Below are 24,302 nucleotides of genomic sequence, written 5' to 3'. Positions count from 1 at the left end.
CTATCCCCCACTCTCCCCCTCTCTCATTCTCCCTCTAGCTAGCCAGACTTTGCAAGCCTCCTAACGGTTCAGTTAGCTCACTTTTGAGAGAAAATTCTTCGGCCAACGGCAAACACTGAAATATTTGCTGTAGTCCCGTGAGTTCAAATAGAATTCTAACTTGTTCGCTCATGGCAGAGATCAAAAGTATACATTCGCTGTCTCTAACTAATTTCACGATCGCCACTACAGCCATTAACTCGGAATTTTTTAGGAAATTTATTTTTGAGAAATCCAGCATAAGAATTTTGCCCCCGCTTTCTATTAGACGCTGTATTTCTTTCTGAAACTGAGCAAATTGAGAATTTTCCAAAACCTCATGAGACAAAACAATTTTAACTAGAACGTTCATTTTTACCTCAATGTTTGTTTGAATTATTAAATAACTTTTGATGAATACCGAGTAAGGTGCTCTGTGAGCACCTTACATTTTTACCCGTAACTCGCAGCTTCCAGCTACTTGCTATTTGCCGTTGCCATTGCCGTTGCTGTTGCCGTGGTTGACAGCAGCGACTTCTAAAGCAGTTGTGGCTGGGCGATTGGCGACTCCATTGGATGAGCTGACATTAGAGGCTGAAGCGTTAACATTTTCTACCAATTCAATCACCGGCTTGGTAGTAATTTGTGTGTAAGTTGTCAGAGCTTGAGCGACCACTTGATCCATGTTGTAATACCTGTAAGTCGCCAGCCTTCCCACGAAAGAAACTCCCGGAGTTGCATCAGCCAAAGCCTTATATTTCTTGTAAATTTCGGCATTTTCTGGACGTGGAACCGGGTAGTAAGGGTCTCCCTCAGCTTGGGGATATTCGTAGACAATGCTAGTTTTTAGATGCTCTTGTCCCGTGAGGTATTTAAACTCCGTGCAGCGAGTATATAAATGCTCGTTCGGGTAATTTACCACCGGTGCTTCTTGGTGTACAGGTACGTTCAGCGTTTCGTGCTTAAATTCCAAGGAACGGTAAGGCAGTTTGCCGTAGCAATAATTGAAATAGGAATCGACTGGCCCGGTGTAAATCATTTCCCCGTAAGGGATAAAGCCCTCAATCTCCCGGTAGTCGGTATTCAGCATCACCTTGATGTTTGGGTGAGAAAGCATCTTTTCAAACATCCGAGTGTAGCCGTGCAGGGGCATTGCTTGATAGGTATCGGTAAAATAGCGATCGTCCCGGTTAATGCGAGTAGGAACGCGGGCAATCACTGATTTGTCTAGTTCCGACGGGTCCATTCCCCACTGTTTGCGGGTGTAGTTGCGGAAGAATTTCTCGTAAAGTTCGCGACCGACTTTGCTGACAACGACATCTTCGGAAGTGCGAATGTAATCTTTTGGTTCGGCTACTTTCGCGAAGAAATCTTCTACTTCAAATGACGTGAGATTCAGCCCGTAAAGTTTGTTTACGGTGTTGAGATTGATTGGAATTGGCAACAGTTGACCGTCAACGCTGGCGAGGACGCGGTGTTCGTAAGGCCGCCACTCGGTGAACCGAGAAAGATACTCGAAAACTTGGCGCGAATTGGTGTGAAAAATGTGGGGACCGTATTTGTGTACGAGGATGCCGTGGTTGTCGTAGTGATCGTATGCGTTGCCGCCGATGTGGTTGCGGGTATCAATTATCAGGACTGTTTTTCCAGCCTCATTTGCTAGTCTTTCGGCAATGACGCTACCTGCAAATCCGGCTCCGACGATTAAATAGTCAAACATTGAAACACCTCTAATTGTGGGTAAGGGTAAGGAATAATTGGTAATTGGACATACAGCGAGGAGTGTTGAGTGTTAGTTTTTGAATCCGTAAAGTGTAACTCTTTAACTTCAACCTCAACATTCCTAACTTAAAACTTTCATCCGGCCTTCTGCTTTCTGCCGTTTGTCGTCCATCGCACTTTCGATCAACCCCAGCATTTCGCCCCAGGTATTGTCCCAAGAATTGTCTGCTAAAAAGGCGTCTACTTCGCTCAGCCACTTCGTGCGAACGTCCGAACTTTCGCTGAGGATTTCTTCGGCACAAGCAACGAATTCTGAAGAATTGCTAGCAATCCGAACCAAGCCGTTTTCTCCGTAGGGTCGCACCACGTCGCGGATAGGAGTAGAAATCACCGGTTTGCCGGCAGCGAGGTATTCTGGAGTTTTTGTGGGACTAATAAACTTAGTCGATTCGTTAATCGCAAAAGGCAGCATGGCTATATCCCATCCGCCAAGATACGCTGGCAGTTCTTGATAAGATTTGCCGCCGAGATAGTGGATATTTGGGTGAGTTGGCAGAGTTTCCGGGTCGATTTTCACCACCGGGCCAATGATGACTAAATGCCAGTCCGGTCTTGCTTGGGCCATGCCCGCTAGCAGTTCGATATCCATGCGTTCGTCTATAACGCCATAAAATCCCAAACGCGGGTGAGGAATGTCTTTTTGATCGGCCGGTTCTTCTGAAAGATTCCTGGCTGTCCCAAAGTGTTCTTTTTCGATGCTGCTGGGGAAGGGGTGAATGTTTGGGTGCTGGTGCTGTTTGGCTTCGTAAAGGTTGTGTCCCCCGGTAAATACTACGCTAGCGCGCTTTAATAATTGGTTTTCATTGGCTTTTAAATCCGGGTGCGCGCCTTGGAATGCTGACAGTTCATCCATGCAATCGTAGACTACAGCTAGTGGCTGTAAGTGGCTTGTGAAACTGACAGCCATTGGTGTGTAATACCAGAGGATGTACTGGCTAATTTCTGCCGCTCGAAACAAATCATCTAGCATAGCTTGCTGAGCAGTTTGTGCTGTTGCTTCGCTGGTTCCTTCGCTCAGGTGCGGTACTATTACCCAGACTCCGCTTTCGTGGATGCTCACATCAAGCCACCAATCTGTAGCCGCGCTAAACACAGGTTCTTCTACAAAGAATACGCGACGAGTTTTGGCACAGCGACTCAAGAGATGTTGCGGACGTTGATAGACAAAATTCCACCGCAAATGGGACAGGCAAACTAAATCTGGTGCATCTACAGCCTCAGTTTTTGATAAGTTGGCGCGCAATGCGGGCGAGGGTGCGAATTGAGATGGAGATTTGGCTGGATCTATAGAGGTAAATCGGATCTCCCATGCTCGCTCTTTATTGCTATAATTATTGTTTACTGAGTTTTCTGGGGGCGACATATTAGCCTCTGGAATTTGTCAATGAAAATTTGTCCGTTAAAAGTTGTCAATAGGATATATTTCTCAGCAGTGTCTTACTGAAAGTCGCAAGCATAAATCTGAGAACTTTTATTGACGAGCAAGCGCCGCATTCAGTGAGCCAAACAAAGAAACTGTTTAGCTGCGGAAAAAACAGGCTTATCTGCTTTTTTCAGAATTGAAACTTGGAGATAAGTTAATATTGTTAGACTTGCTATTGTTGTTAAATGTAACCCAGTTTTTCTGCCCTAACTTCTATCTGAAGGATGACTTTTATCTCAGGAGACACCTAGCTTGTATGCGGGGTTCCAAAGCCGTTAAGATGCCGATCGACCTTGTAAAATGACTTTTAACTGGCAGGTATGGGGTGAAAAAAGAGCGAGTTTTATTGCTTTATTTGAAGATGAGAGAAAATTTGCCATCAAGTTTATGTTGCTTTTTGATTTGACAAACCTTGCTTTTTTTAACTCATCCTAGCGCTAATTGGGTAAATTTGTATCCTAATATACCAAGTAGTCTCCGAGATTTATGACTTCCGATAGATTAACAATTGACAGTTTATGCACTGAGGTTAAACTTACCGAACCGCACCTGTCTCAACAATATCACAGAAACCAGGCAACCGCAACGATAAACCTAAGATTTTGCGCGAGTCTGTGGGAAGAAACCAAGATGATGACATTGGCGCTGTGGGCGTCAGTTTAACCTTGCGCCCACAGCACAAATGTCAATCATCCCTCTAAGGGCGGGTTCGCCGCTATCTGCAATCAAAGGCAAAATAGCCATCTCAATCCGCAACTAGAAAATAGCAGCAACTTTACAATCGGCGTCTGTCAATCTTGGCGATTCCACCTCCAAAGGCAAAATCTTGCACCGTCGAACTCTTTAAGAAATCGTGAGGAAAACCCAATTCAATTGCACTTACTTTGTCTAACTGTTGCATTTGTTCCGGGGTTAATTCAAACTCTAAACAAGCGAGATTTTCCTGAAGTTGCGAGAGTTTGCGCGAACCCACAATCGGAATAACTTCGACTGGCTGTTGTCGCAGCCAATTTAGGGCTACTTGAGAAGCAGGTTTGCCAATTTCGGCTGCTATTTTGCTAACTTCGTCAGCAATTTTGAGGTCTCGTTCGTTAATTTTCCCAGATTCAGGTGAATTCAGCCGTTTAGCTTCGCTGGCTGTTTCTGAAGTGTTGTATTTTCCTGTCAGCAAACCGGCGGCTAGGGGACTCCAAGCTGTGACGCCAATATCAAAGGCTTTTGCCATAGGGATCAAGTCCCGTTCAGGAGTTCGCTCTTTTAAAGAATACTCGATTTGCAAGCCGATAAATGGTGTCCAACCGCGCAGATTAGCGATGGTGTTTGCTTGAGAAATAATCCACGCCGGCGTATCGGAAATGCCTATGTAAAGAACTTTACCGACGCGCACCAAATCGTCAAAAGCGCGCATCACTTCTTCGACTGGTGTGGTAAAATCCCAAGCGTGCAGCCACAGCAAATCTATGTATTCAACTTGCAATCGCTTCAAACTGGCCTCTACTGCTTGTACCATATTTTTGCGGTGGTTGCCGAAACCGTTGATTTCGCCATTCTTCATGTTGAGGCTATACTTAGTGGCAACTACCCATTTTTCGCGATCGCCTGCGATTAACTCACCGACATATTTTTCGCTAGTACCGTTGGTGTAGAGATTCGCGGTATCAATGAAATTGCCGCCCGCTTCTGCAAAGGCGTCGAACATTTTCCGGCTTTCGTCGTAGGAGCTCCCCCAACCCCACTCTTCCCCAAAAGTCATGGTTCCGAGGCAGATTTCGGAAACGCGAAGCCCGCTGTGACCTAGTAGTTTGTATCTCATGTCACCCTTCCCCTAGTTAATGGTTGTTAACAGTGTAGATCGGGATTTCCCCAACTGTTGCCATCAGTCGGGGTGGCGGGCTTTTGTAATGTGTTAACGCTGCGCTGAGGGTTGAATGTTTTGCCAAGTTAATCAAAATGTCGTAGCAGGGGCGATGCAGTCTCCCCCCTGCGTTTAGTTTAAAAAGCGCGCAGGGGCGATCGTCTTACTAATGTATTTAGGATTACATAAATACATTAAAATACAGTAAAACGGCAAAATAAATATCTATCTTTAGATAGTTTTTGTAGAAAAGGAGTTAAATAAAAAATGCAATCTTAAATAATCCGAAAACCAGACAGAACTAGAGAAAAAATTAATGTAGCTAAATTAACTTTTTAGCGTTATATTGATTTATAGATTACAAAAACTAGGTGACTCACTTGGCTGATATCGTTGATACCGCCGTTTCGGCTGGATCTTTTACAACCCTAGTTGCTGCTGTCAAAGCTGCTGGTTTAGTAGAGACTCTCAAAGGCGCTGGCCCCTTCACAGTTTTTGCGCCTACTGACGAAGCTTTTGCTAAGCTTCCCGCAGGTACTGTAGAAGCACTGCTTAAGGACATTCCTAAGCTCACAAAAATCTTGACTTATCATGTCGTTTCTGGCAAAGTTATGGCTGCTGATGTAGTCAACCTGACATCTGCCAAGACAGTTGAAGGTTCAGAAGTTAAAATTGATGCTTCCAATGGCGTAAAAATCAATGATTCTACCGTTACAACAGCCGATGTGGCTGCTGATAATGGTGTCATCCACATTATTGATTCAGTCTTGCTTCCTGCGTAAGCACAGATTTAGATAGCGCAATACTATCTTGAGGGCGGTGGCTAACAACAGCCACCGCCCTGTTTTAATTGATAGTTGAGATTGAAATATTTTACGCAGCTCGATAATTAAAACTATCGCTCTTTTATGTGTCTAGGCGGAAGAAAAGTGGAAATCAGGATCATCTTCAATTACAGGAATGGCTCCCTCGGCGCTATCATAATCAGGGACGAGGTTTCACTCAGCGATTTTCCTTGATTATAGTCTTCCCAGAGTGACCAAAGAGCGATATAGCGCTGCTTTGGTTCCTGAGTAAACGCCATAAGTCGGCAAAATCCAACGTGTAACAGACTAAGAAAAATTGATTACCCGTCCATTATGATGAAGCTGAGTTGCACCCTCTTTTAAATCCAGAAAAACGCCTTTGAGTTGATTTGAAAAAGCGGAACGTTATAGTGGAACGCGAGCGAATTGGTCAAGAGTTAAAAGTTACCACTAGAGTATATTAAATGAGGTTTTTTCGATCCAAAATAGTCATTAATCCCGGTCTTAACCTAACGTTAATTACCTGGAGTTCCAATATTTTAAAGGCTATTTTTATAATTTTAATAAATTACTTTTACACATTCCTCAAGCCAACAATTCACTCACAGCTACGCTAAAACCTGTAAGTACCCTTTGAGTGTTAACAACTTCATCCGAATTCAACAACAGCCAGCGTTGCCCTGCATTCACAAATATTAATCTCGCTTCAGGAAACAGCAACCAAACTTCTAAACATCCCGATTCCAAATATTCTTGAGCTTTCGCAAATAACTCTTCGCCGATATCTTCTGGGGAAGTAACTTCCGCTATCAAAGGAAAACTTTGGGAAAATGCTGTAAAATTGCCTGAGTCGGGCAGCAGTTCTGGAGTGATGTAAGGAATGAAAAATCAATAACTTGCACAATTAAACCCCAGAAGCCTTGATCCAAGGTAAACTATTTATCTATTAGTCACCTTATTTATTTTTCATTCCTAAGCAACATCGGGACGACGACCCTGCTTGCCAGTGCGGCAAAGTATTTCGGTGAGAACTTCTCCTCCCTGTCCGCTGGAGTCTTTGTAATTGCCTCAGTAACGGACTAATTTAGATTGAGCTAGACTGTGCTTGAATGTTATTCCTGTTTTCTCCACTAAGTTGCCGTCAACCCATTGCATTCTATCCGGAGGCTTGACTAAAAACTCATCTAGAAATATGACTTTTTTTTGCTGAGATTCTGGGAAAATTTTGGGTATATTTTCTAATTGTGAAGGTGATTTTGGCTCTAAATTTGGGTCGGCATTTTTGGATATAATTATAGTAGCTGTCATGCTAGAAACCTCTTATTAACGCTTATACTTGTACAAACGAGCGCTCTCGATCGCATTTGATGACATGATTGAAATGGGTAGATTTTGTATTTTCAACTTAGCCCGACAATTTATATATCATAGCAATTCAGAAAGGTGACTTTCATGATTCTCTCAAACCGTTTTTCTGAAGCCCTCACCTATGCTGCCGAATTGCACGCTACCCAAGTTCGCAAAGGTTCCGGGGTTCCCTACATTGCCCATTTGTTGGGCACTGCTAGTATAGCTTTAGAATATGGGGCAAATGAAGATGAGGCGATCGCAGCTTTGCTTCACGATGCGATCGAAGATCAAGGCGGCGCCACCACCCGCGAAGCCATCCGCCGCCGCTTTGGGAATACTGTCACAGCGATTGTAGACTGCTGTACTGACAGTGACGAGACGCCGAAACCCCCTTGGCGACAGCGAAAACAAGCTTATATAGATCGCATTTCTACAGCTTCTGGCTCGGTCAGATTAGTCTCGGCTGCTGATAAACTTTATAATGTTCGATCAATCCTGAAAGATTCCCGTCAATTGGGTGACGTTGTTTGGGAACGCTTCAAAGGTGGCAAAGAGGGTTCTCTCTGGTATTATCGTTCTTTAGTAGAAGCATTCCGCAAAGCTGAGTTAACGCCTATAGTTGAAGAATTAGACCGCACAGTTTTAGAATTAGAACAGTTTTCTGAAGGCTGAAGACTGAAGGTAAAAATCACTAATTATCAATTACCAATTACAGTCACAAAATGGCAAATGTTCGCTTAGAAAATATTACCCGACGCTACCAAAACGTCACCGCGATCGAAAACATCAGCTTCAAAATCCCGGACGGGGAATTTTGGGTATTAGTCGGGCCATCCGGCTGCGGGAAATCCACAATTATGCGGACAATTGCAGGTTTAGAAACTGCAACTTCCGGCAATCTTTACATCGGAGATAATTTAGTGAACAACATTCCGGCGAGACAGCGGGATGTAGCAATGGTGTTTCAAAATTACGCGCTTTATCCGCACATGACTGTCGCCGAAAACTTGGCTTTTGGATTGCGGATGCGGAATGTTGACCCGACTCAAATTCAAGAACGAGTCGAAACAGTAGCCCGATCGCTCTCGATCGACCATCTCCTCAAGCGTAAGCCCAAACAGCTATCAGGCGGACAGCAGCAGCGGGTAGCACTCGGAAGGGCGATCGCCCGCGAACCGAAAGTATTTCTTTTAGATGAACCGCTTTCTAACCTCGATGCTCAACTGCGAGACGACACTAGAGCCGAACTCAAACAACTGCATCAACGGTTGGGAATTACCACAATTTACGTCACCCACGACCAAGTGGAAGCGATGACTTTAGCTGATAAGATTGTCGTCTTAAATGGAGGAAAAATTCAACAAATTGGAGATCCGCAAAGCATTTATGCCAAACCAGCTAACCGCATGGTTGCCACATTTTTAGGCAATCCCGCCATGAACATTTTGCCTGCAATTTATACTAACGAATCCTTTCAAGTGGGAAATCAACATTTAGCCTGTCCGCCCTCGATTCAGAAAAAATTGCAGGCGAGAGAAGGACAAGGATTTGATTTGGGCATCCGTCCAGAAAATATAGAAATCTTTACCCCACAAACAGTAGAAGATGAGGATTTGAAAACCGATGTTTGGGCTTTAGAAAAAGTCCCTCTTGATGTAGAGGTAAAAGTAGTGGAACCTCTGGGGCGAGAAACTTTAATTCGGGCGAGTTTGCCTTTGTTGAGTGCTGAAACTACTGTACAGTTACAAATACCTGCGAGTGTTCGCTTGCGATCGGGCGATCTGCTGAAGGTACAGCTTGACTTCGATCGACTATTTATATTTGACCCCTCCACCGGCGAGGCGCTGTATCCTTAACTTGATTGAACAGGACTTACGCAGGGGTAATTAGCCACCGGTTTTTTAGTCGCAGTGCGTAAGTCCTGTTCAATCTCAAATCTCAAATCTCAAATCTCAAATCTCAAATCTCAAATAGACTGAGCTTTCCAGTGGGAAAGTCTCGATTCGTAGTTACAAAAGTTTACACTTGACATTTATTAATTTAGGAAGTAATGATATGATTACTATTGGCACAACGGCAAAACCTCCTCCCAAAAGCTGATATTTCCTGACTCGGGGCGATCTCGACCCACAACGCCAGCACCTTAGCGCTAAAAAGCGGCTTTGCGCCCCGACTTGGGAGCAACTAGCGAACCAAAAACTCAGAAAAACGTTCTAGCGGCATTTTTAGATGAATCCCGACAACCTGCCTCAAATGCTGCAAACAGGATTTCACCTAACTTTAGGTGCAACTTCCTTTTTAATTGAGACATTGCAAGATCCTCTGAAGCGAGAAGAAAATCTTGACAAACTGAAGTCAGATTTTGGCCAGCTAGCCGATGAGCTGCTGGAAAAGGGAGAAATGACTGAGCGAGAAGCCCGCAATTTTGTAGATACTATTTTCTCTCAACCGGGCGGTCGGGAGAATGCAGACAGCGAATCTGTCTCGCCCAAGCAATCAGATGCAGCGACTGATGCTCCTCCCGAGTCGGTTGTACAGCCTAACGTAAAGCTAGAGATTCAAGAATTAACTGCACACATGGCAGCGCTGAGGGCCGAGTTGGAAAATTTGCGCGCCGAAAATTCCCAGCATTAAAGAATCAAGAGTCTCTAACACAGCCGGAGTTTACTTGCCAACTTAATTTAACAGAACCAAACTTTAGTCATTGTCCCATTTTTCAGAACCGATCAGGTCGGCGATCCGATCGCGCAGCAAGAAGTCGCATTTTTCTAATTCGCACTCTACACAGGCCCATTCCCGAGGCGGAATGAATTGGCAAAGCGTGTAGATAGGCTGTTGGCGGCTCAGCACGCCCTCGTGGACAAGGTGACGCGCTTCATCTTGGATCACATCTAAAGAGTATTGGATTTGGGGAATAGTGGAGTGAATCATAATGCGCCCTCAATGTTTTACTAAAAAATTTTATGGCCCTGGTAATAATATAGTGCAAACTTACGAATATGGAAGTTAAATTTTGTCCGTATCCAGCTATACAATTCACTGCCGTAAATAAAAATAAATTATACGAATCATCAGTAAGTGATGAGATCTGTCTTAGGATATTGATAAAAAGCACATTTTCCTGACTAGCAAGCGGATCTGCTGGAAAGCTCAATTCAGAACTTAGGAACCCGCATCAGATTCCCGGTTTCTGGATGCTTTGCCACCAAAGGCAAGATTTATTGCGAGAAACCGGGTTGATGAATTTAAGTCTTGACGGAAACAGCAAAGGAATGATTTACGAGTCCGGCAACTCAAGCATTAGCAGTTCCCTCAATGCCGAATAGCACTTCTAGAGCTAGAGATTGCGCTGCCGGCATTTGCCCAAAACAAAATACATAAGGAATACTCGGAGGTAAGTGTGGCAAAAATTGCTCTAAAACGTAGGGACTGCCGTAAATTAACACAGCTTGCAGTTCTCCCGTTTTTAATAATTTCTTAAACCAATCTTGAGCTGCTTGGGTCAAACCAGCACTGCCTCGGAAGCAATTGCCGCGAATGAAAATTTGCAGCAGTGTCGGAGAAAAATGCTCTGGACTTGTATTTTCAGCGATCGCAACTGTGCGATCGTCAATTAGTTGCAATTCGTAACCAAACTGTTCGGGAAGGGCGATCGCCGGAGTGTGGTTGCCCAAAAACTCACACCCCAAAACATCATCTACAACAATCAAATTCCGCAAAAGCTGGTTTTCTGCGGGTTTGGCAACCTGCAAAGGTAGATTGCCGCCAAATTTCAAAGAATCTCGCAAAATATCGGCAGCAGTTGCCCTGGCATCAGGAGTTGCCAGCAAACTTAAGTCGATCGACTGGATGGATGTTGAATCTACTGCTTTTTCCTTTTCCTTTACTAATAAACCGACTTTAGCTTTAGCCGACCAAATCCGCTTGACAGATTCCTTGATTTGTGATAGTTGAAGTCGCCCTTGAGTGACAGCTTCGCAGACAGCCAGAATCGCCCCTTCCGGGTCAAGCGGCATCAGCAAAACATCAGCACCAGCCTCAGCCGCTAAAACAGCAGCTTCATTAGCGCCGTACTTATTGGCGATCGCACCCATCACCAAAGCATCCGTCACAATCAAACCTTCAAATCCCAACTCTTCTCGCAGCTTCCCAATCAAAATTTTGCGAGAAAGAGTAGCAGGAAACTCCGCATCCCAAGCCGGAATCAGCAAGTGAGCACTCATCACAGCATCGACCCCAGCAGCCATCGCCTCAACAAAAGGAGGCAACTCAACCTGGGCCAATCTCGCTGGTGAATGCGGTAAAACCGGCAATTCCAAGTGAGAATCAACCGCCGTGTCGCCGTGGCCGGGAAAATGCTTAGCTGTGGTCAAAACCGGGTGCTCACCTGCGCCTCGAATAAAAGCAGCAGCTAATTTCCCGACAATTTCCGGTGTCTCGCCAAAAGCGCGGACGTTAATCACAGGATTGTCGGGATTGTTGTTAACATCAACCACCGGTGCGAGAATCCAATTTAGACCGATCGCCCTAGCTTCGATCGCAGTGACAGCGCCCATTTGTTCAGCATATCGATCGGCTTTACCTGCATCGTGCCGCGCCACTTCAGCAATTGCCATCGGCGGCCCGAACCAAGTCGCCCCCGCGAACCGCTGACCGACACCTTCCTCAATATCGGCCGCCAGCAGTAGCGGAAACTTGGCCCAAGACTGCAATTGGTGCGATCGAAGTGCCAACTCCGCAGCACTTCCCCCGACCAAAATCACCCCACCGACGCCCAAATTTTCCAGATAATAGCGGAGTTTGCTGGCAGTTGGTTCCCATTCGGGATAGCGAATTTGGTGGTCGAACAAGCAGCCAGAAGCGCGCACCACGAACATCTGTGCCACCAGTTCTGGTAAGGAAAGATTGTCAATCATGGGAAATTGTTGACTGTTGACTGTTGACTGTTGACTGTTGACTGGCTTCACAAACTAATTCTCATCTGTTTCGGGACTTTCATCCTCACCGAATTCTTCATCGGGATCTAAAATATCCGGTTTGCGATCGGCAGAAAGCTGATTCAGCAGTATCAACATTTTATCGCCCCGTTCCAAAGAACGGTCTTCCAGAAAAATCACTTCCGGCGTCCGGCGCAGTTGCAATCGTTGGCCCAACTGACTGCGGACGTAGCTAGTAGCAGATTTCAAACCCTCCATAGTCTCCGCCTTCGCCTCATCAGTACCGTAGATGCTGACAAAAATTTTTGTATGCTGAAGGTCTCCCGAAACAATTACATCGGTAACGCTAACCATACCGGCACCTACCCGGTCGTCCTTGATTCCATTCAGCAACATCAGGCTGACTTCCCGTTTAACCATTGAAGCTACACGCTCAATGCGACGATTTGTAGCCATAACACCTACTCCTCTAATTTCCTAATCAGCCATTTTCATCCCGATTGACAATTGTAGCGCGATCGGTCATGGGTGTTACGGGCGATCGTCCGAGTTAGGGGTGAGATACAGCTTAGAGGAAAAAAATGTTTGATTGCCATAGGTGAATATATAGCTAATATAGAGAGGTAGAGTGAGATACAGCTTAGAGGAAAAAAAATGTTTGATTGGATTGTCAAAACCGTAGCCGATGCTTCAGGGGTAACTAACCAGCTAAAGATAGCTGAATGGGCCAGATTGAACATGACTAACCCTTTCGATATGGGAGCCAAAAACTACCAAAGATGTCTTCATGACTTAGGGTTAGGGGGAAAATATAATGAACTTGAAGATAACGAAGATGGAAGCCTAAAATATCAATAATTTTGCCGTAATTCCCTTGATTATGATTCATAATTACCCATTTTATTATCCATCTCTAATCAATCAAACAGAAACATTTTTTGTCAAAATTCCTTTATCGCTGTGTTTTTTTAGGAAATAAAACTCATGGAAAAAGAATTTACAATCGGTCAAAAAGTCCGAGTTGTGGCGATGCCACCTTACGTCAAAACTGCCGAACCGATGCCGATGCTGCGGCCTGCGAATTTAATTGCGATCGGCGCTGAAGGCGTTGTGATCGATCGGCGTCCAGGCAATTATTGGGGAATTCGCTTTGAAAAAGGTGCTTTTCTGTTAGACAGTCAGTACATTGAAGCTATCAGTTGACAGTTGACAGTTGACAGTTGACAGTTTTCATGGGGAATTGGGAATTGGGCAATTCTCCCTCTTCCCTCTTCCCTCTTCCCTCTTCCTTCTTCCTTCTGTCAACTGTCAACTGTCAACTCTTCAACAAGCCAGCTTAGCCTCAAAAGCCAAAGAATTAACAGGAAACTCCCCCAAAACTTCCTCTAAAATCGGAGATGTGAAGTTACAAGGTTGAGGCTTGCCCAAATGATAACCTTGAGCGTAATCTACCCCAAGTTCATGGAGTTTATCCATAATTTTTTGATTTTCAACATACTCGGCAATAGTTTTAATTCCCATGACGTGAGCGATTTTGGTAATAGCTTCCACCATTGCGATATCAATAGGATTATCGACAATATGCTTAATAAAATTGCCGTCTATTTTGAGATAATCCACCGGCAAGCTTTTCAGGTAAGCAAAGGAAGACATCCCGCTGCCGAAGTCGTCTAAGGCAAACTGGCAGCCTAGTTCCTTGAGTTGCCAAATCAAGCTGGCTGCCTTACTGAGATTACCGATCGCCACGGTTTCGGTAATTTCAAAACAAATTATTTGTGGCGGTATTTGATGGATGGAAAACTGTTCCTGAATAAACTCGATAAACTTTTCTTCGTTGAGGCTGTCCCCAGAAAGGTTGATTGAATAAAGGTTGGGATATTTGCCAAAGGAGGATTGCAGATTAGACAAAAGAGAGCAAGCAGGGAAGGTAACTATTTTATCGCTGTCTACCCCGGGGTTTTGGACTAATAAATTTGCCGTGAAAATTTTAGATAAATTGCGAAATAAAGTGCGAATTACCCAGCGGTCGATCGCGTGCATCAAGTTGTAGCGTTCTGCAGCCGGAATAAACGCCATCGGCGACACCAACTCACCAGTTTCCAACTGGAGGCGCAAGAGGATTTCGCAGTGGGTTCCGGTGGTTGGAGAATTAAGCAAAGGTACGATCGGCTGAGAGTACAAGCAAAAGCGATTCTCTTCTAAAGCTTGATGAATTTGCACCACCCACTCGGTTTCGCCGTGCTGTTTGATTAATTCTTGATCGCCTGCTTGATAAACCTGTACCCGGTTGCGACCTTTATTTTTAGCAGCATAGCAGGCCATATCGGCCGCGCTCAAAATCGCAGATGTTGATGCTGTTTTGGGATTGATTGCTACTAAACCGATACTGACGCCGATCGAAAAAGTTTTGTCCTGCCACGCAAAGCGGAATCCCTGAATGCTTCGCAGCAGCGTTTCAGCAACATTCAATCCTCGTTCGACGGGACGATGATACAGGAGTACGGCAAATTCATCGCCGCCCAGACGCGCCAAAATATCGGTTTTGTGGATATTGCTTTTAAATAGCTGGCTGACTTGGCGCAGCAGTTCGTCCCCTGCAGCATGACCGCAGGTGTCGTTAACTATTTTGAAGCGATCAAGATCCAGGTAAAGCATCACGTGTTCTTGCCCGTAACCTTGAGCGCCGTGTAGGGCGTGCTCTAGCTGGTACTCAAATTCCCGGCGGTTGACTAATTGCGTCAGGGGGTCATGAGTTGCCTGCCAGGTGAGTTGCCGCGCTTGAGTTCGCACTTGGGTGACATCTCGGAACACAACGACGGCCCCGACAATTTCGCCGCTGCTAGCGTGGATGGGGGCGACGCAGTGGTCGATCGCAAATTCGGTGTTGTTGTGGGCAATCAGCAAATTGTTGCGCCCTTGGTCAACAATCCGACCTTCGCACAAAGCGATTTCGGCGATATTTTCGATCGGCAGCCTGGTAGTTTCGTCAACTATTCTCAGCACGCTGGCGAGGGGCAAACCTTTAGCTTCCAATCTAGACCAACCCGTGAGTGTTTCGGCAACTGGATTCAGGGTGGAAATGCAGCCGTCGGCGTCAGTAGTGATGACGGCATCGCCGATCGATTGTAGAGTAACCTGAGCGAGTTCTTTTTCTTCAAAAAATGCTTGTTCCATGCGCTTGCGATCGGTAATATCTCGCTGCACCGACACCCAGTGGGTAACGTTCCCGGAGTTGTCGGCAATCGGTACGCTGTTGAGTTCCACCCAATATGTTGAACCGTCTTTGCGGTAGTTAATCAATTCTAGGCGTAGGGGTTCTCGGCGAGAGAAAGTACGGCGAATTTTATCGACTTGGGTGGGGTCGCTTTCTGGGCCGCGCAAGCAACTGGGGGTTTGTCCGATGATTTCTTCGGGTAGGTAGCCCGTCATTTGGGTAAAAGCTTCGTTGGCATAGATGATGGTGGGGTCGGAGATATCGCTGTCTCCCGCATCCATAATCACGATTGCGTCGTTAGCGTTCACTACAGCAGATTCTAAAAGGTGGAGTCTGGCCTCGGCCCTAACGCGGGTAGCAATTTCGCTTTCTAGTCTGGCGTTAGTCAAGCTGAGGGATGCGATCGCTTTTTCCAATTCCCTCGTCCTTTCTGCCACTGAATCGTGCAGAACATCGATCGCCCCGGACATTTCCATCGGGTCAAGTACGCGCAGTATGTTGGTTTGAGTAACTATTCCCAGAAGTTCTCCGCGTTCCCCCGTTACTACCAATCGGCGGACTAAACGCTGGTGCATTTCCTGATGAGCTACCCACAGCGAGTCTTCTTGCTTGAGGCTAAATAAGGGGGTACTCATCACAGTTTCGGCGATCGTTTTCGACAAATCTATATCTAAAGCTTGAAATTCGACAATATCCCGTTCTGTGACGATACCTACTGGAATGGGGAACGGTAAATCCATCGATAATTCTGTTGATTCGGTAATTACTACGCAGCTAACGCGGTGCTGCGCCATCAACTCAGCTAAACTCCTAACTGACGCGGAGCGAGGTGCTTGAATGACTTGTGCGGTCATTACTTCTTTCACGCGGCGCATTTTTAAGATATTTGCCGGTTTCAGCATGGCTTGGCGAATGCTTTCCGGGGTAATTACTCCTAAGAGTTGACCTTCACTATCCAATATTGGCAAATGCTTAATTCTTCGTTGCCCCAGCAGGATTAGGGCGCTGAAAATGTCTTGAGTCTCGGATTTTGTCAGAGTTGCTGCAGGCTGCCTCATTACTTCTGCGATGGTGACACCTTTTAAGTTTTTGCCCGAGGCAATCAAATCGACAAGATCCCTTTCGGTGAAGATTCCTTGCAATTGAGAAGGTTGAGCAGAGTGCGGAGATAATTTTTCTAGGGATTTTTCCACGACAAAGACGCAGATACCTGTCGCGTCTCTGAATGCACTTGAGGTGGGGGGATTTGCTATTTGTGTTAGTGGCTGATAGATATCGGTTGGTGGAATGTCTGGGTTTAGAAAGCAAGTTCCGCGCCGTTGGCCCATCAGGGTAATTACTTCTGCTAGTGGGGTATCGGGCGCAACTGTCAAGGGGTAGCGGTCAATTACTTGAGCTAAGGTTGGCAGATACTTGGAGGAATCGTTTTTGAGCATATTTAATTGAGTTTTGCGATCGCGTGGACTCTGCGACATTCCAAAAAAGTGCTGCTTTCCAAGCACTAGGTGGATTTTTACGGCGCTGCTGAGACCTAATTAAAATTTATTGTTAAAAATGCAGCCGAGCTTGGGCTGGGGATCAGGCCTGTGACTGCTTTTCCTCTACCTATAAAGTTATAAGCTTATCTTTATTTTAAATTAAATTTTCTGTCTCGTGACACTTTTACTAAAAACAAGGTATTTTTTGTAAGCTTTTTGCGATAATATCGCAGCTAAAATCATCCATAGCATTGCGAATCATCTCCATCTTCAGAAAGACACATCTGTTGCCTATCCGGGCTAACCTAGAAAAGGTTACTACAAAAAGGCACTGTATTAAGTTCGGCAGTGTTAAGTTTTGCGAAATTATATTTTGCGAGCTGGTCGAGACCATGTATGGGTTTTTAAGGGGAATCGATATCACACCTAAGCTGTGAATTAGATCGCAACTTGCGAAAACAACCATGGTACGATTGTAGATATCAAGACAAGAACTTGAATACAGAGTCTGTGAGGAAAAGGGATTATGAAACGCAATCTATTAGCCGCTACTTTTTTAATTACTCCCCTAGTGTTGGCAGCCCCGGCTCGCGCTGAAAATCCCGTTCACGTCAAACAGTTATTGTCAACCGGGCAATGTTTTAAGTGCGACTTGTCGGGAGCAGATTTAACGGGAGCACATTTAATTGGTGCTGATTTGAGAGAAGCAAATTTACGAGGAGCAAACCTATATAAGGCCAACCTCGAAGGTGCTGACCTAACGGGTGCTAACTTGACTGGTGCTAACTTAACCGCAGTTTTCCTGACTAATGCCAGTTTAAATGACGCAGACCTCGATCGGGCAAATCTGACTGCAGCTATCATTAACACCGCTGACGTATCCGGCGCATCAATGGAAGATATGACCATCACTGATGCAAAAATCTACAATACCCAAATTGGCGTCGGCGGCAGCTACGACCAGTAAACTCGTTAAAAGAATGGAAAACACCAATTTTGAGGTTAAAAACCCGGTTTCTCCCCAGAAACCGGGTTTTTAGTCTTTTTGTAGACTGCCCCGGGACCTCACATTTTCTCTCGTATTTCAAGCGAACAATCTGACGCACCCTACCATTACCACTAAAAACCCAAATCAACCGCTATTCGGTGCGCGCAAGCAAACCCAGAAAACGCTACCGCATTTAAACCCTGTCCGGGAAACGTACTGTCACCCACACAATACAAACCAGGCATAGAAGTTCGATTAAACGGCATTCCCAGCAAACCCATTAGCTTCTGTCGCGGAATCGGCCCGTAAGTTCCATCTTCGCGCCCCAAAAAGCGGCGGTGAGAACGCGCTGTCCCCACTTCCATATAATCCAAACCGGCATCTAAACCGGGAAAAATATTTTCTAATCTTTCAATAATTCTCCCTGCGGCCTCTTCCTTTTTCTCCTCATATTCCTGCGGTGAAAGTCCTTCCCACTCTTCCATCCAACTCGAAGTAAAAGCGTGAACGATGTGATATCCTGCGGGAGCTAAATCCGGGTCGAGCACGGTTGGAATTGACACCAAAACAGTTCCCTCCGGCGCTTCCATTTGGTTCCAATCTTCTAACAAAATGTGGTGGCAGGCACTACCCGCAGGGATTACGCTTGCTTCAACTCCCAAATGCAAACTCAAGAAACTGGGGGCTTTTTGATAGCGCTGCTGCCATTTCTTCTCGCTAGCGGGCATATCTTCTGGGGGGAGCAATTTTTCAAAAGTATCCCACCGCGTGGCGTTAGAAACTATGCGCTTGGCGCGGTAAACTTCGCCGGTTGCTAGCTCGACTCCGACAGCGCGGCCGTTTTCTGTGATAATTTTTTTCGCTTTAGCTTTGTATTGAATTTTCCCGCCGCATTTTTCTAAACCTTCTACTAATTTTTGGGCAATTTGACCGACTCCGCCTTTGGGATAATTGATGCCACCGTAATGTCTGTCGGAAAATACCATTCCGGCATTAATCATCGGCGTCAAGTCGGCAGGTACTACAGACCAGTAGTAGCATTCCATGTCGATAAATTTCAGCAAAGTAGGGTCTTTTATGTAGCGCCGCGCAATGTCGCCAGTATTTTGAGGCAGATATTTTACTAATCCCAAACAGGCTAAAGGATTCTGAAAAAAGACTCGGACGAGATATCCGGGTTCTTCTAGAGATAGCAATTCCATGCCGTTGAGGCAGTTGAAGACGCTCCAGCATTCGCCGTAAAATTTGTGGATTCCTTCGCGTTCGTGAGGGAACCTGTCAGTTAATTCTTGCAAGTATTTATCATAAGCCTGGGGAACTTCAAGTTCCAAGCCGCTGGGTAAGTGATAGTGAAGCTGTACAGGGTCGGGAATGGTTTCTAAGGTGACGTTGACTGCTTTCAGGGCGCGGGTGAGGAGGTTGGTGGTGCCACGCTGTCCGAAACCAAAAATCATGGAGGCGCCGACATCGAATCTGTAGCCTTCTCGATCGAAATATCCAGCGCTACCCCCCGGAATTGTATAGCTTTCGAGCACTAAAACTTTGGCTTTCTTAGCCGCTAGCTGGGTGGCTGTCACGAGTCCGCCAATGCCGGAACCGATGACAATCACATCAAACTCTTGCTCTGTTGGGCGGGAGTTGGGAGAAAATAACTGGGATTGGGTAGGAGCTGACATTCGGTTAAAAATCTTAATAATTTCCATAATATTACAGTCGATCGCTCTAGAAGAAAGAAGCCACGACACGGATTTTGACACCCATACACGGATTAATTATTGATCGTCAGGCATTGGTCAGATATTGAAGGCAGATGTTGAACGAATATTAATTGCCCTATTCCCTATCTCTCATTCCAACGCCCGATGCCCCAGCTTCAAAAAAAATGCGGGAACAGTCTACCATTGCCGACTGCCCCCGTCTGTCGATCCTTTGAGAGGAGAACACTAAAAATCACTATAGCCTTGTTGCTAATTAATGTCAATACTATTGGAAAAATATTTCAATAAGCTGATGGAGGTCGATCGGCGAATGGGTTCTAACTCAATCTCTGGCTTGTATGCGCCATCAAGGATGTGATAAGTTGCACAGAGCGATCGATCGCCCGTTGGGGAAGCCCTCGAAGAAGATCGATCGCACCGCATAAAATTTCTCCAACCTAGCACTCTCCCCAATTTCCTAATGTCCCTGCAACTGCGCGTTTACGTTCCCCCGCATCCGTTAATTAAACACTGGCTGGCTGTTGCCCGCGACGCCGCCACCCCCTCGGTACTTTTTCGTTCTGCGATGACAGAATTGGGAAGGTGGCTGGCTTACGAGGCGATTCGAGAATGGCTGCCGATAGTGGAAACCACGGTGCAGACCCCTTTGGGCGAATGTCCGGCGACTTTTATCAACCCGGAAGCTCCGTTAGTTGTGGTACCGATTTTGCGGGCCGGTTTGGCACTGCTCGAAGGAATTCAGACGGTTGTACCGCTGGCTTCGGTTTACCACCTCGGCATGGCAAGAAATGAGGAGACGCTGCAACCGACTTGTTATTTGAACAAATTGCCGGCGCAGTTTAACCCGGCAACGCGGGTGATAATTAGCGAACCGATGCTGGCGACTGGCGGGACGATTATAGCGACAATGCAGGAATTGACTGCGCGGGGAATTGACCCGAGCTTGATTCGGATTATCTCTGTGGTGGCTGCTCCTCCGGCTTTGAAGAGGCTGAGTGCAGAGTACCCGAGTTTGATGATTTACACGGCCACGATCGACGAAATAGTCAACGAACAGGGCTTTATTGTACCTGGTTTGGGAGATGCGGGCGATCGAACTTACGGCACATAAACCAGTCAGTCAGTCAATTTTAGATTTTAGATTTTAGATTTTAGATTGACTCGACAGATAAATCTGGGGGCTTGTATCCCTTTTTGGGTGCGGTGAGTGGTTCCAAGAATCAGTTGCTGAAATATTGGGGGAAAAAGATGACCCTGGTTTGGTAAAAGCAGGCACAGAGAGAGTTAGAATCAAAAGTACAAGTCAAAAATAAATAGCTTTTAGCACTCATTGCCCGTGAAACTTGATTCTGTTCCGCCAAGCTTGTCTGCTTCTGACTCAGTAAACCTCAATTATGATTTGCCACAACAGGTACAACTACAAATAAAAGAGGTTACTGAGATTTGTGCTGCTTTAACGCCGGAGCCCGTTGAACTCTCAGTGACTGTAAATCCCGATATTTGTCAGGAACAAAAGAAACTGAAGCCCAAGCACTGGGCAATTTTTGCTTCGACTTTTGCAACTATTTTTTTAGCTGAAATTGGAGACAAAACTCAGCTCGCAATTTTGCTGATGACGGCTGAATCTCGAAATCCTTGGATCGTTTTTGCGGGTGCGGGTTCGGCTTTGATAGCAACCAGTTTGCTGGGGGTGTTGCTGGGAAGGTGGCTGGCTAGTCGGATTGCTCCGAGAACTTTGGAGAGAGCAGCCGGAGTGATTTTGCTGGCAATTTCGGCGGTTCTGCTGTGGGAAGTGCTGGGTTAATTGTGTCCCTGTCGGTAAGTCGTAGATTTCTACAACACCTAACTAAGAAGTGAAAAAAATATGGACTGGCAACTTTTGGGAATCAGTTTCATTACAGTGTTTTTGTCAGAATTGGGAGACAAAAGTCAATTAGCTGCGATCGCCCTTGGCAGTAGTTGTAACTCCCCGCGGGCTGTATTTTTTGGTACGGCGTCGGCGCTGCTGCTGGCGAGTTTAATCGGCGTGGCGATCGGCTTCAGCACCGCAGAGGTGTTGCCAGAAAGACTGGTAAAGGGGCTCGCGGCGATCGGATTTGCGGTGATGGGCTTGCGCTTGCTGTGGCCAAAAGCAGATTTACCGGAAGCATCCGAGTAGGGCGTGCCGTCAGTCGATTTTAGATTTTAGATTTTAGATTTACTCGACAGATGAATCTAGGAGTTTGAACAAGAGTCTAAAATTGTAAGTTCTCAACCACTGGAGTTGGGGGCTTGTATCCGTTTTTGGGCTGGTCAGGAAACTTGAAAATATAGTTATATCCAATCTGTTAGCATTGGAGATTATTCATGTCTCTATTCTCTTCATCTGCGTGAATTAGCGTCAATCCATTGTCATCTGCGGTTAGTGAATATATTACATTCTCTTTTTTTAACCGCAGATGAGGGCAGATAAACACAGATTAACGCCGATGAATACAGAATGGCTGCAATTCAAGCCTCGTTTTCGATCGCTAAAATTTAAAAAATTAGCGGGGGGCGTGAATTCACGCCCCCCGCAACAGGTTGAGCTTTTCTCAACTCAACCTCTGAGTATGGTGTCGATTAAACTTGGTTTTGGTAGCACCACCCCAGCAGCGTACCGGCGACAGCCAACTTCAGCGCTTCCAATGCAAAATAGCCTTGGTGCAGTAGATTCATCCCGGCGGGCACTTCTGCTGCGGCATCGAACAGATTTAGCTGCATCCCCAAGGCGCTCATTTGGGGTGTCAGGGCGTAGGTGTCAATCAGGGCGATCGCCAGAAGTACCAATGATAATAAAATTGCTGTGCGGCTGCGCTTGCCGAAGTCACCGACTAAATTGCTTAAAACCATCAAACCCGTTGCCACCAGCCCCGAACAGATTAACTCAACGCGGTTGAATCCCCAGAACATTAAATTTCCGGCCGTTGCAAACTCGGGAGATGTCGTCATGCCAGATACGTAGAGACTCGGCATAATTACTAGATCCAAAATTAGGCTAACGCTGAGCCAGAAAATTAGAGCCACCATGACAATTGCTTGCCAGCGCGGTTTGATTGATTCTACTCTTGATGTTGTAATAGCTGTCATATAATTAGACCCTCTAAAATTTTCTTCTGCCTTTCCTAGAGTTTAACTAACTTTTTTCTCAAATCGTGTTAAGTATTTTTAAATTAATGGTAACTTTTGTGTAACATACTCTGAAGAATTGTTAAGCTCACGTATGTTTGTCATCACCTCCCTTAACTAATACTAATTCGGAAAAAGTACGGAATAAATTAATAATTACTCACAGGACTTATGCACTGCGACCAAAGACATCTGTTTTTGACTCTGATTAAACACGGTAACGTATTTTTTATAAAAAACCCGGTTTCTGCGTCCTGAAATAACTCCTAATTTAACTGTATATGCCTAAATTTCAATTATCCTCTTGGTTGCCTCGTCTCCCCCCTCAAGTCTGGATTCTTGCCGCCGGCAGATTTCTCTCCCAAAGTGGCACCGGTTTTACTTTATTTTACGCGCCGATATTTTTTGTTGATCGCGTCGGTTTATCTGCTACTGCTGTTGGGATTGGTTTGGGTAGTGGTTCCATTTCGGGAATATTCGGCCGCATTTTGGGCGGTTCTTTTTGTGATTCTAAATTTTGGGGAAGGCGGCGAACTTTATTGCTGGCGGCAATTATTTCGGCTGCCGCTTCTTTTGTACTGGCGGCGACTAATGATTTCCCCGGCTTAATTGCGGGGAATTTACTGATGGGTTTTGGTGTGGGTTTGTATTGGCCTCCAACCGAGACGATGGTGGCGGATTTAACTGAGGGCGAACAGCGACAGGAAGCTTTTGCTTTGACGCGACTTGCTGATAATTTGGGTTTGCAAGTTGGGATTATTTTTGGCGGTTTGTTGATTGAGGTAACGGGGAATTATCGATCGCTCTTTATTATTGATGGTATCTCATTTTTAGTGCTGTTTGCCGTGGTGGCGATCGCGATCGCCGAAACCTACAAACCAGCTAAGTCAGCCGATATAAGCAAAAAAAGTCTAAAAAATGGCTGGATAGTGGCGCTGAGCGATCGAAGTCTTCTAGTTTATGCTTTAGTAAATACCCTGTTCACATTATATATTTCCCAAATCCAAACCACAATGCCGCTTTACTTTAGCAAGTTTGTCGCGGTGGGGACATCGGGAAAAGGCTTTTCAACAGGTACAATTACCGTTTTGTTTGCTTTTAGCACGTTTTTAACTGTGGCTTTGCAACTGCCGGTTGTTAAAGCTTTGAGACCATTTTCCCACTCGAAAGCTTTGATGATTTCTGCGCTGCTATGGGGAATGGGATTTATCGCGATCGGCTTGACGGGAATGGCTGCAACTGGCAATCTATTTTTAGCTGTTTTAGGCTTAAGCTTTTTGTCGGTTGCGACTGTTGCTTATACGCCTTTTGCTTCGGCTTTGGTGGTGGATTTAGCACCAGAGTCTTTGCGTGGCGTGTATTTGGCCGTTAATTCTCAGTGTTGGGCGATCGGCTATTTAATCGGACCGCCCCTGGGCGGTTTGGCTTTGGATGGAGGTAAATGGGCGGCGGATAATTTTTGGTTGGGTTTGGCTCTTAGTGTGATTGCGGCTATTTTTATTTTGCAAAAGCTCGCTCGAATGTTGAAAACGAGAATCTAATATTAGAAATCTCCAGAACAGTCAACAGTCAACCGTCAACAGTCA

Annotated in this window: 24 protein-coding genes; 11 read left to right on the top strand and 13 right to left on the bottom strand. The window is 45.6% G+C overall.

Features of this window, described 5'->3' with window-relative positions; genetic code table 11:
- Positions 1-34: 34 nt before the first annotated feature.
- From QUA42_RS12015 to QUA42_RS12000, 4 genes are all read right to left on the bottom strand, one after another.
- Positions 35-391 carry an STAS domain-containing protein gene (locus QUA42_RS12015; RefSeq protein ID WP_333137494.1) on the bottom strand — a complete coding sequence of 119 codons (357 nt, stop codon included), beginning with the start codon at positions 389-391 and terminating at the stop codon, positions 35-37.
- Positions 392-502: 111 nt separating this feature from the next.
- Positions 503-1,738 carry a UDP-galactopyranose mutase gene (glf, locus tag QUA42_RS12010; protein WP_333137493.1) on the bottom strand — a complete coding sequence of 412 codons (1,236 nt, stop codon included), beginning with the start codon at positions 1,736-1,738 and terminating at the stop codon, positions 503-505.
- 123 nt (positions 1,739-1,861) lie between these two features.
- Positions 1,862-3,163: a glycosyltransferase family 1 protein gene (locus tag QUA42_RS12005; protein WP_333137492.1), complete on the bottom strand. Its 1,302-nt coding sequence runs from the start codon at positions 3,161-3,163 to the stop codon at positions 1,862-1,864.
- An 835-nt stretch (positions 3,164-3,998) separates the two neighbouring features.
- Entirely contained in the window at positions 3,999-5,036 is a 1,038-nt protein-coding gene (locus QUA42_RS12000; protein WP_333137491.1) for an aldo/keto reductase, read from the bottom strand.
- Positions 5,037-5,458: 422 nt separating this feature from the next.
- Between QUA42_RS12000 and QUA42_RS11995 the strand changes: the two genes are divergently transcribed.
- Positions 5,459-5,860: a fasciclin domain-containing protein gene (locus QUA42_RS11995; RefSeq protein ID WP_333137490.1), complete on the top strand. Its 402-nt coding sequence runs from the start codon at positions 5,459-5,461 to the stop codon at positions 5,858-5,860.
- Positions 5,861-6,469: 609 nt separating this feature from the next.
- Here QUA42_RS11995 and QUA42_RS27740 read toward each other — a convergent pair.
- Positions 6,470-6,742 carry a Uma2 family endonuclease gene (locus tag QUA42_RS27740; RefSeq protein ID WP_445301310.1) on the bottom strand — a complete coding sequence of 91 codons (273 nt, stop codon included), beginning with the start codon at positions 6,740-6,742 and terminating at the stop codon, positions 6,470-6,472.
- A 210-nt stretch (positions 6,743-6,952) separates the two neighbouring features.
- The gene (locus tag QUA42_RS27735) at positions 6,953-7,192 is read right to left on the bottom strand and encodes a hypothetical protein (protein ID WP_445301308.1); all 240 of its coding nucleotides are present in this window, start codon (positions 7,190-7,192) and stop codon (positions 6,953-6,955) included.
- 144 nt (positions 7,193-7,336) lie between these two features.
- Between QUA42_RS27735 and QUA42_RS11985 the strand changes: the two genes are divergently transcribed.
- From QUA42_RS11985 to QUA42_RS11975, 3 genes are all read left to right on the top strand, one after another.
- The gene (locus QUA42_RS11985; protein WP_333137489.1) at positions 7,337-7,906 is read left to right on the top strand and encodes an HD domain-containing protein; all 570 of its coding nucleotides are present in this window, start codon (positions 7,337-7,339) and stop codon (positions 7,904-7,906) included.
- A gap of 50 nt (positions 7,907-7,956) precedes the next feature.
- On the top strand, positions 7,957-9,090 hold the full coding sequence (locus tag QUA42_RS11980) for an ABC transporter ATP-binding protein (RefSeq protein WP_333137488.1): 1,134 nt from the start codon (positions 7,957-7,959) through the stop codon (positions 9,088-9,090).
- 373 nt (positions 9,091-9,463) lie between these two features.
- Positions 9,464-9,868 carry a hypothetical protein gene (locus tag QUA42_RS11975; protein WP_333137487.1) on the top strand — a complete coding sequence of 135 codons (405 nt, stop codon included), beginning with the start codon at positions 9,464-9,466 and terminating at the stop codon, positions 9,866-9,868.
- A 63-nt stretch (positions 9,869-9,931) separates the two neighbouring features.
- On the opposite strand, the gene QUA42_RS11970 is transcribed toward QUA42_RS11975, so the two are convergent.
- The 3 genes from QUA42_RS11970 to rbfA all read right to left on the bottom strand — a co-directional run bounded on the left by QUA42_RS11970 (position 9,932) and on the right by rbfA (position 12,627).
- Positions 9,932-10,165, bottom strand: a complete 234-nt coding sequence (locus QUA42_RS11970) for a DUF4327 family protein (RefSeq protein WP_333057778.1) — start codon at positions 10,163-10,165, stop codon at positions 9,932-9,934.
- Between the two features lie 362 nt (positions 10,166-10,527).
- Positions 10,528-12,150, bottom strand: a complete 1,623-nt coding sequence (locus QUA42_RS11965) for a glycoside hydrolase family 3 N-terminal domain-containing protein (RefSeq protein WP_333137501.1) — start codon at positions 12,148-12,150, stop codon at positions 10,528-10,530.
- 54 nt (positions 12,151-12,204) lie between these two features.
- Positions 12,205-12,627 carry a 30S ribosome-binding factor RbfA gene (gene rbfA, locus QUA42_RS11960; RefSeq protein WP_333137486.1) on the bottom strand — a complete coding sequence of 141 codons (423 nt, stop codon included), beginning with the start codon at positions 12,625-12,627 and terminating at the stop codon, positions 12,205-12,207.
- 198 nt (positions 12,628-12,825) lie between these two features.
- Between rbfA and QUA42_RS11955 the strand changes: the two genes are divergently transcribed.
- Positions 12,826-13,029, top strand: coding sequence for a hypothetical protein (locus QUA42_RS11955; protein WP_333137485.1), 204 nt, complete (start codon positions 12,826-12,828; stop codon positions 13,027-13,029).
- A gap of 126 nt (positions 13,030-13,155) precedes the next feature.
- Positions 13,156-13,374: a regulatory protein SipA gene (gene sipA / locus QUA42_RS11950; RefSeq protein WP_333137484.1), complete on the top strand. Its 219-nt coding sequence runs from the start codon at positions 13,156-13,158 to the stop codon at positions 13,372-13,374.
- A 120-nt stretch (positions 13,375-13,494) separates the two neighbouring features.
- On the opposite strand, the gene QUA42_RS11945 is transcribed toward sipA, so the two are convergent.
- Positions 13,495-16,860 carry an EAL domain-containing protein gene (locus QUA42_RS11945; RefSeq protein ID WP_333137483.1) on the bottom strand — a complete coding sequence of 1,122 codons (3,366 nt, stop codon included), beginning with the start codon at positions 16,858-16,860 and terminating at the stop codon, positions 13,495-13,497.
- A gap of 529 nt (positions 16,861-17,389) precedes the next feature.
- On the opposite strand from QUA42_RS11945, the gene QUA42_RS11940 reads away from it, so the two are divergent.
- On the top strand, positions 17,390-17,830 hold the full coding sequence (locus QUA42_RS11940) for a pentapeptide repeat-containing protein (RefSeq protein ID WP_333137482.1): 441 nt from the start codon (positions 17,390-17,392) through the stop codon (positions 17,828-17,830).
- A gap of 152 nt (positions 17,831-17,982) precedes the next feature.
- On the opposite strand, the gene crtH is transcribed toward QUA42_RS11940, so the two are convergent.
- Complete coding sequence (crtH, locus tag QUA42_RS11935) at positions 17,983-19,527, bottom strand: carotenoid isomerase (RefSeq protein WP_333137481.1); 1,545 nt, start codon at positions 19,525-19,527, stop codon at positions 17,983-17,985.
- A 291-nt stretch (positions 19,528-19,818) separates the two neighbouring features.
- Positions 19,819-19,992, bottom strand: a complete 174-nt coding sequence (locus QUA42_RS11930) for a hypothetical protein (protein ID WP_333137480.1) — start codon at positions 19,990-19,992, stop codon at positions 19,819-19,821.
- 37 nt (positions 19,993-20,029) lie between these two features.
- Here QUA42_RS11930 and upp point away from each other — a divergent pair, with 37 nt between their 5' ends.
- The 3 genes from upp (at position 20,030) to QUA42_RS11915 (ending at position 21,727) form a co-directional block, all read left to right on the top strand.
- Complete coding sequence (gene upp / locus QUA42_RS11925) at positions 20,030-20,680, top strand: uracil phosphoribosyltransferase (RefSeq protein WP_333137479.1); 651 nt, start codon at positions 20,030-20,032, stop codon at positions 20,678-20,680.
- A gap of 225 nt (positions 20,681-20,905) precedes the next feature.
- Entirely contained in the window at positions 20,906-21,373 is a 468-nt protein-coding gene (locus QUA42_RS11920) for a TMEM165/GDT1 family protein (RefSeq protein ID WP_333137478.1), read from the top strand.
- A 60-nt stretch (positions 21,374-21,433) separates the two neighbouring features.
- Positions 21,434-21,727 carry a TMEM165/GDT1 family protein gene (locus QUA42_RS11915; RefSeq protein WP_190658036.1) on the top strand — a complete coding sequence of 98 codons (294 nt, stop codon included), beginning with the start codon at positions 21,434-21,436 and terminating at the stop codon, positions 21,725-21,727.
- Between the two features lie 443 nt (positions 21,728-22,170).
- Here the strand turns inward: QUA42_RS11915 and QUA42_RS11910 are convergent, their stop codons facing one another.
- Complete coding sequence (locus QUA42_RS11910; protein ID WP_333137477.1) at positions 22,171-22,677, bottom strand: hypothetical protein; 507 nt, start codon at positions 22,675-22,677, stop codon at positions 22,171-22,173.
- A gap of 320 nt (positions 22,678-22,997) precedes the next feature.
- Here QUA42_RS11910 and QUA42_RS11905 point away from each other — a divergent pair, with 320 nt between their 5' ends.
- Entirely contained in the window at positions 22,998-24,257 is a 1,260-nt protein-coding gene (locus QUA42_RS11905; protein WP_333137476.1) for an MFS transporter, read from the top strand.
- Positions 24,258-24,302: the final 45 nt, after the last annotated feature.

The sequence above is a fragment of the Microcoleus sp. Pol11C2 genome, assembly GCF_036701505.1.
Taxonomy (GTDB): domain Bacteria; phylum Cyanobacteriota; class Cyanobacteriia; order Cyanobacteriales; family Microcoleaceae; genus Microcoleus.
This window is presented reverse-complemented; position numbering and strand designations above follow the sequence as displayed.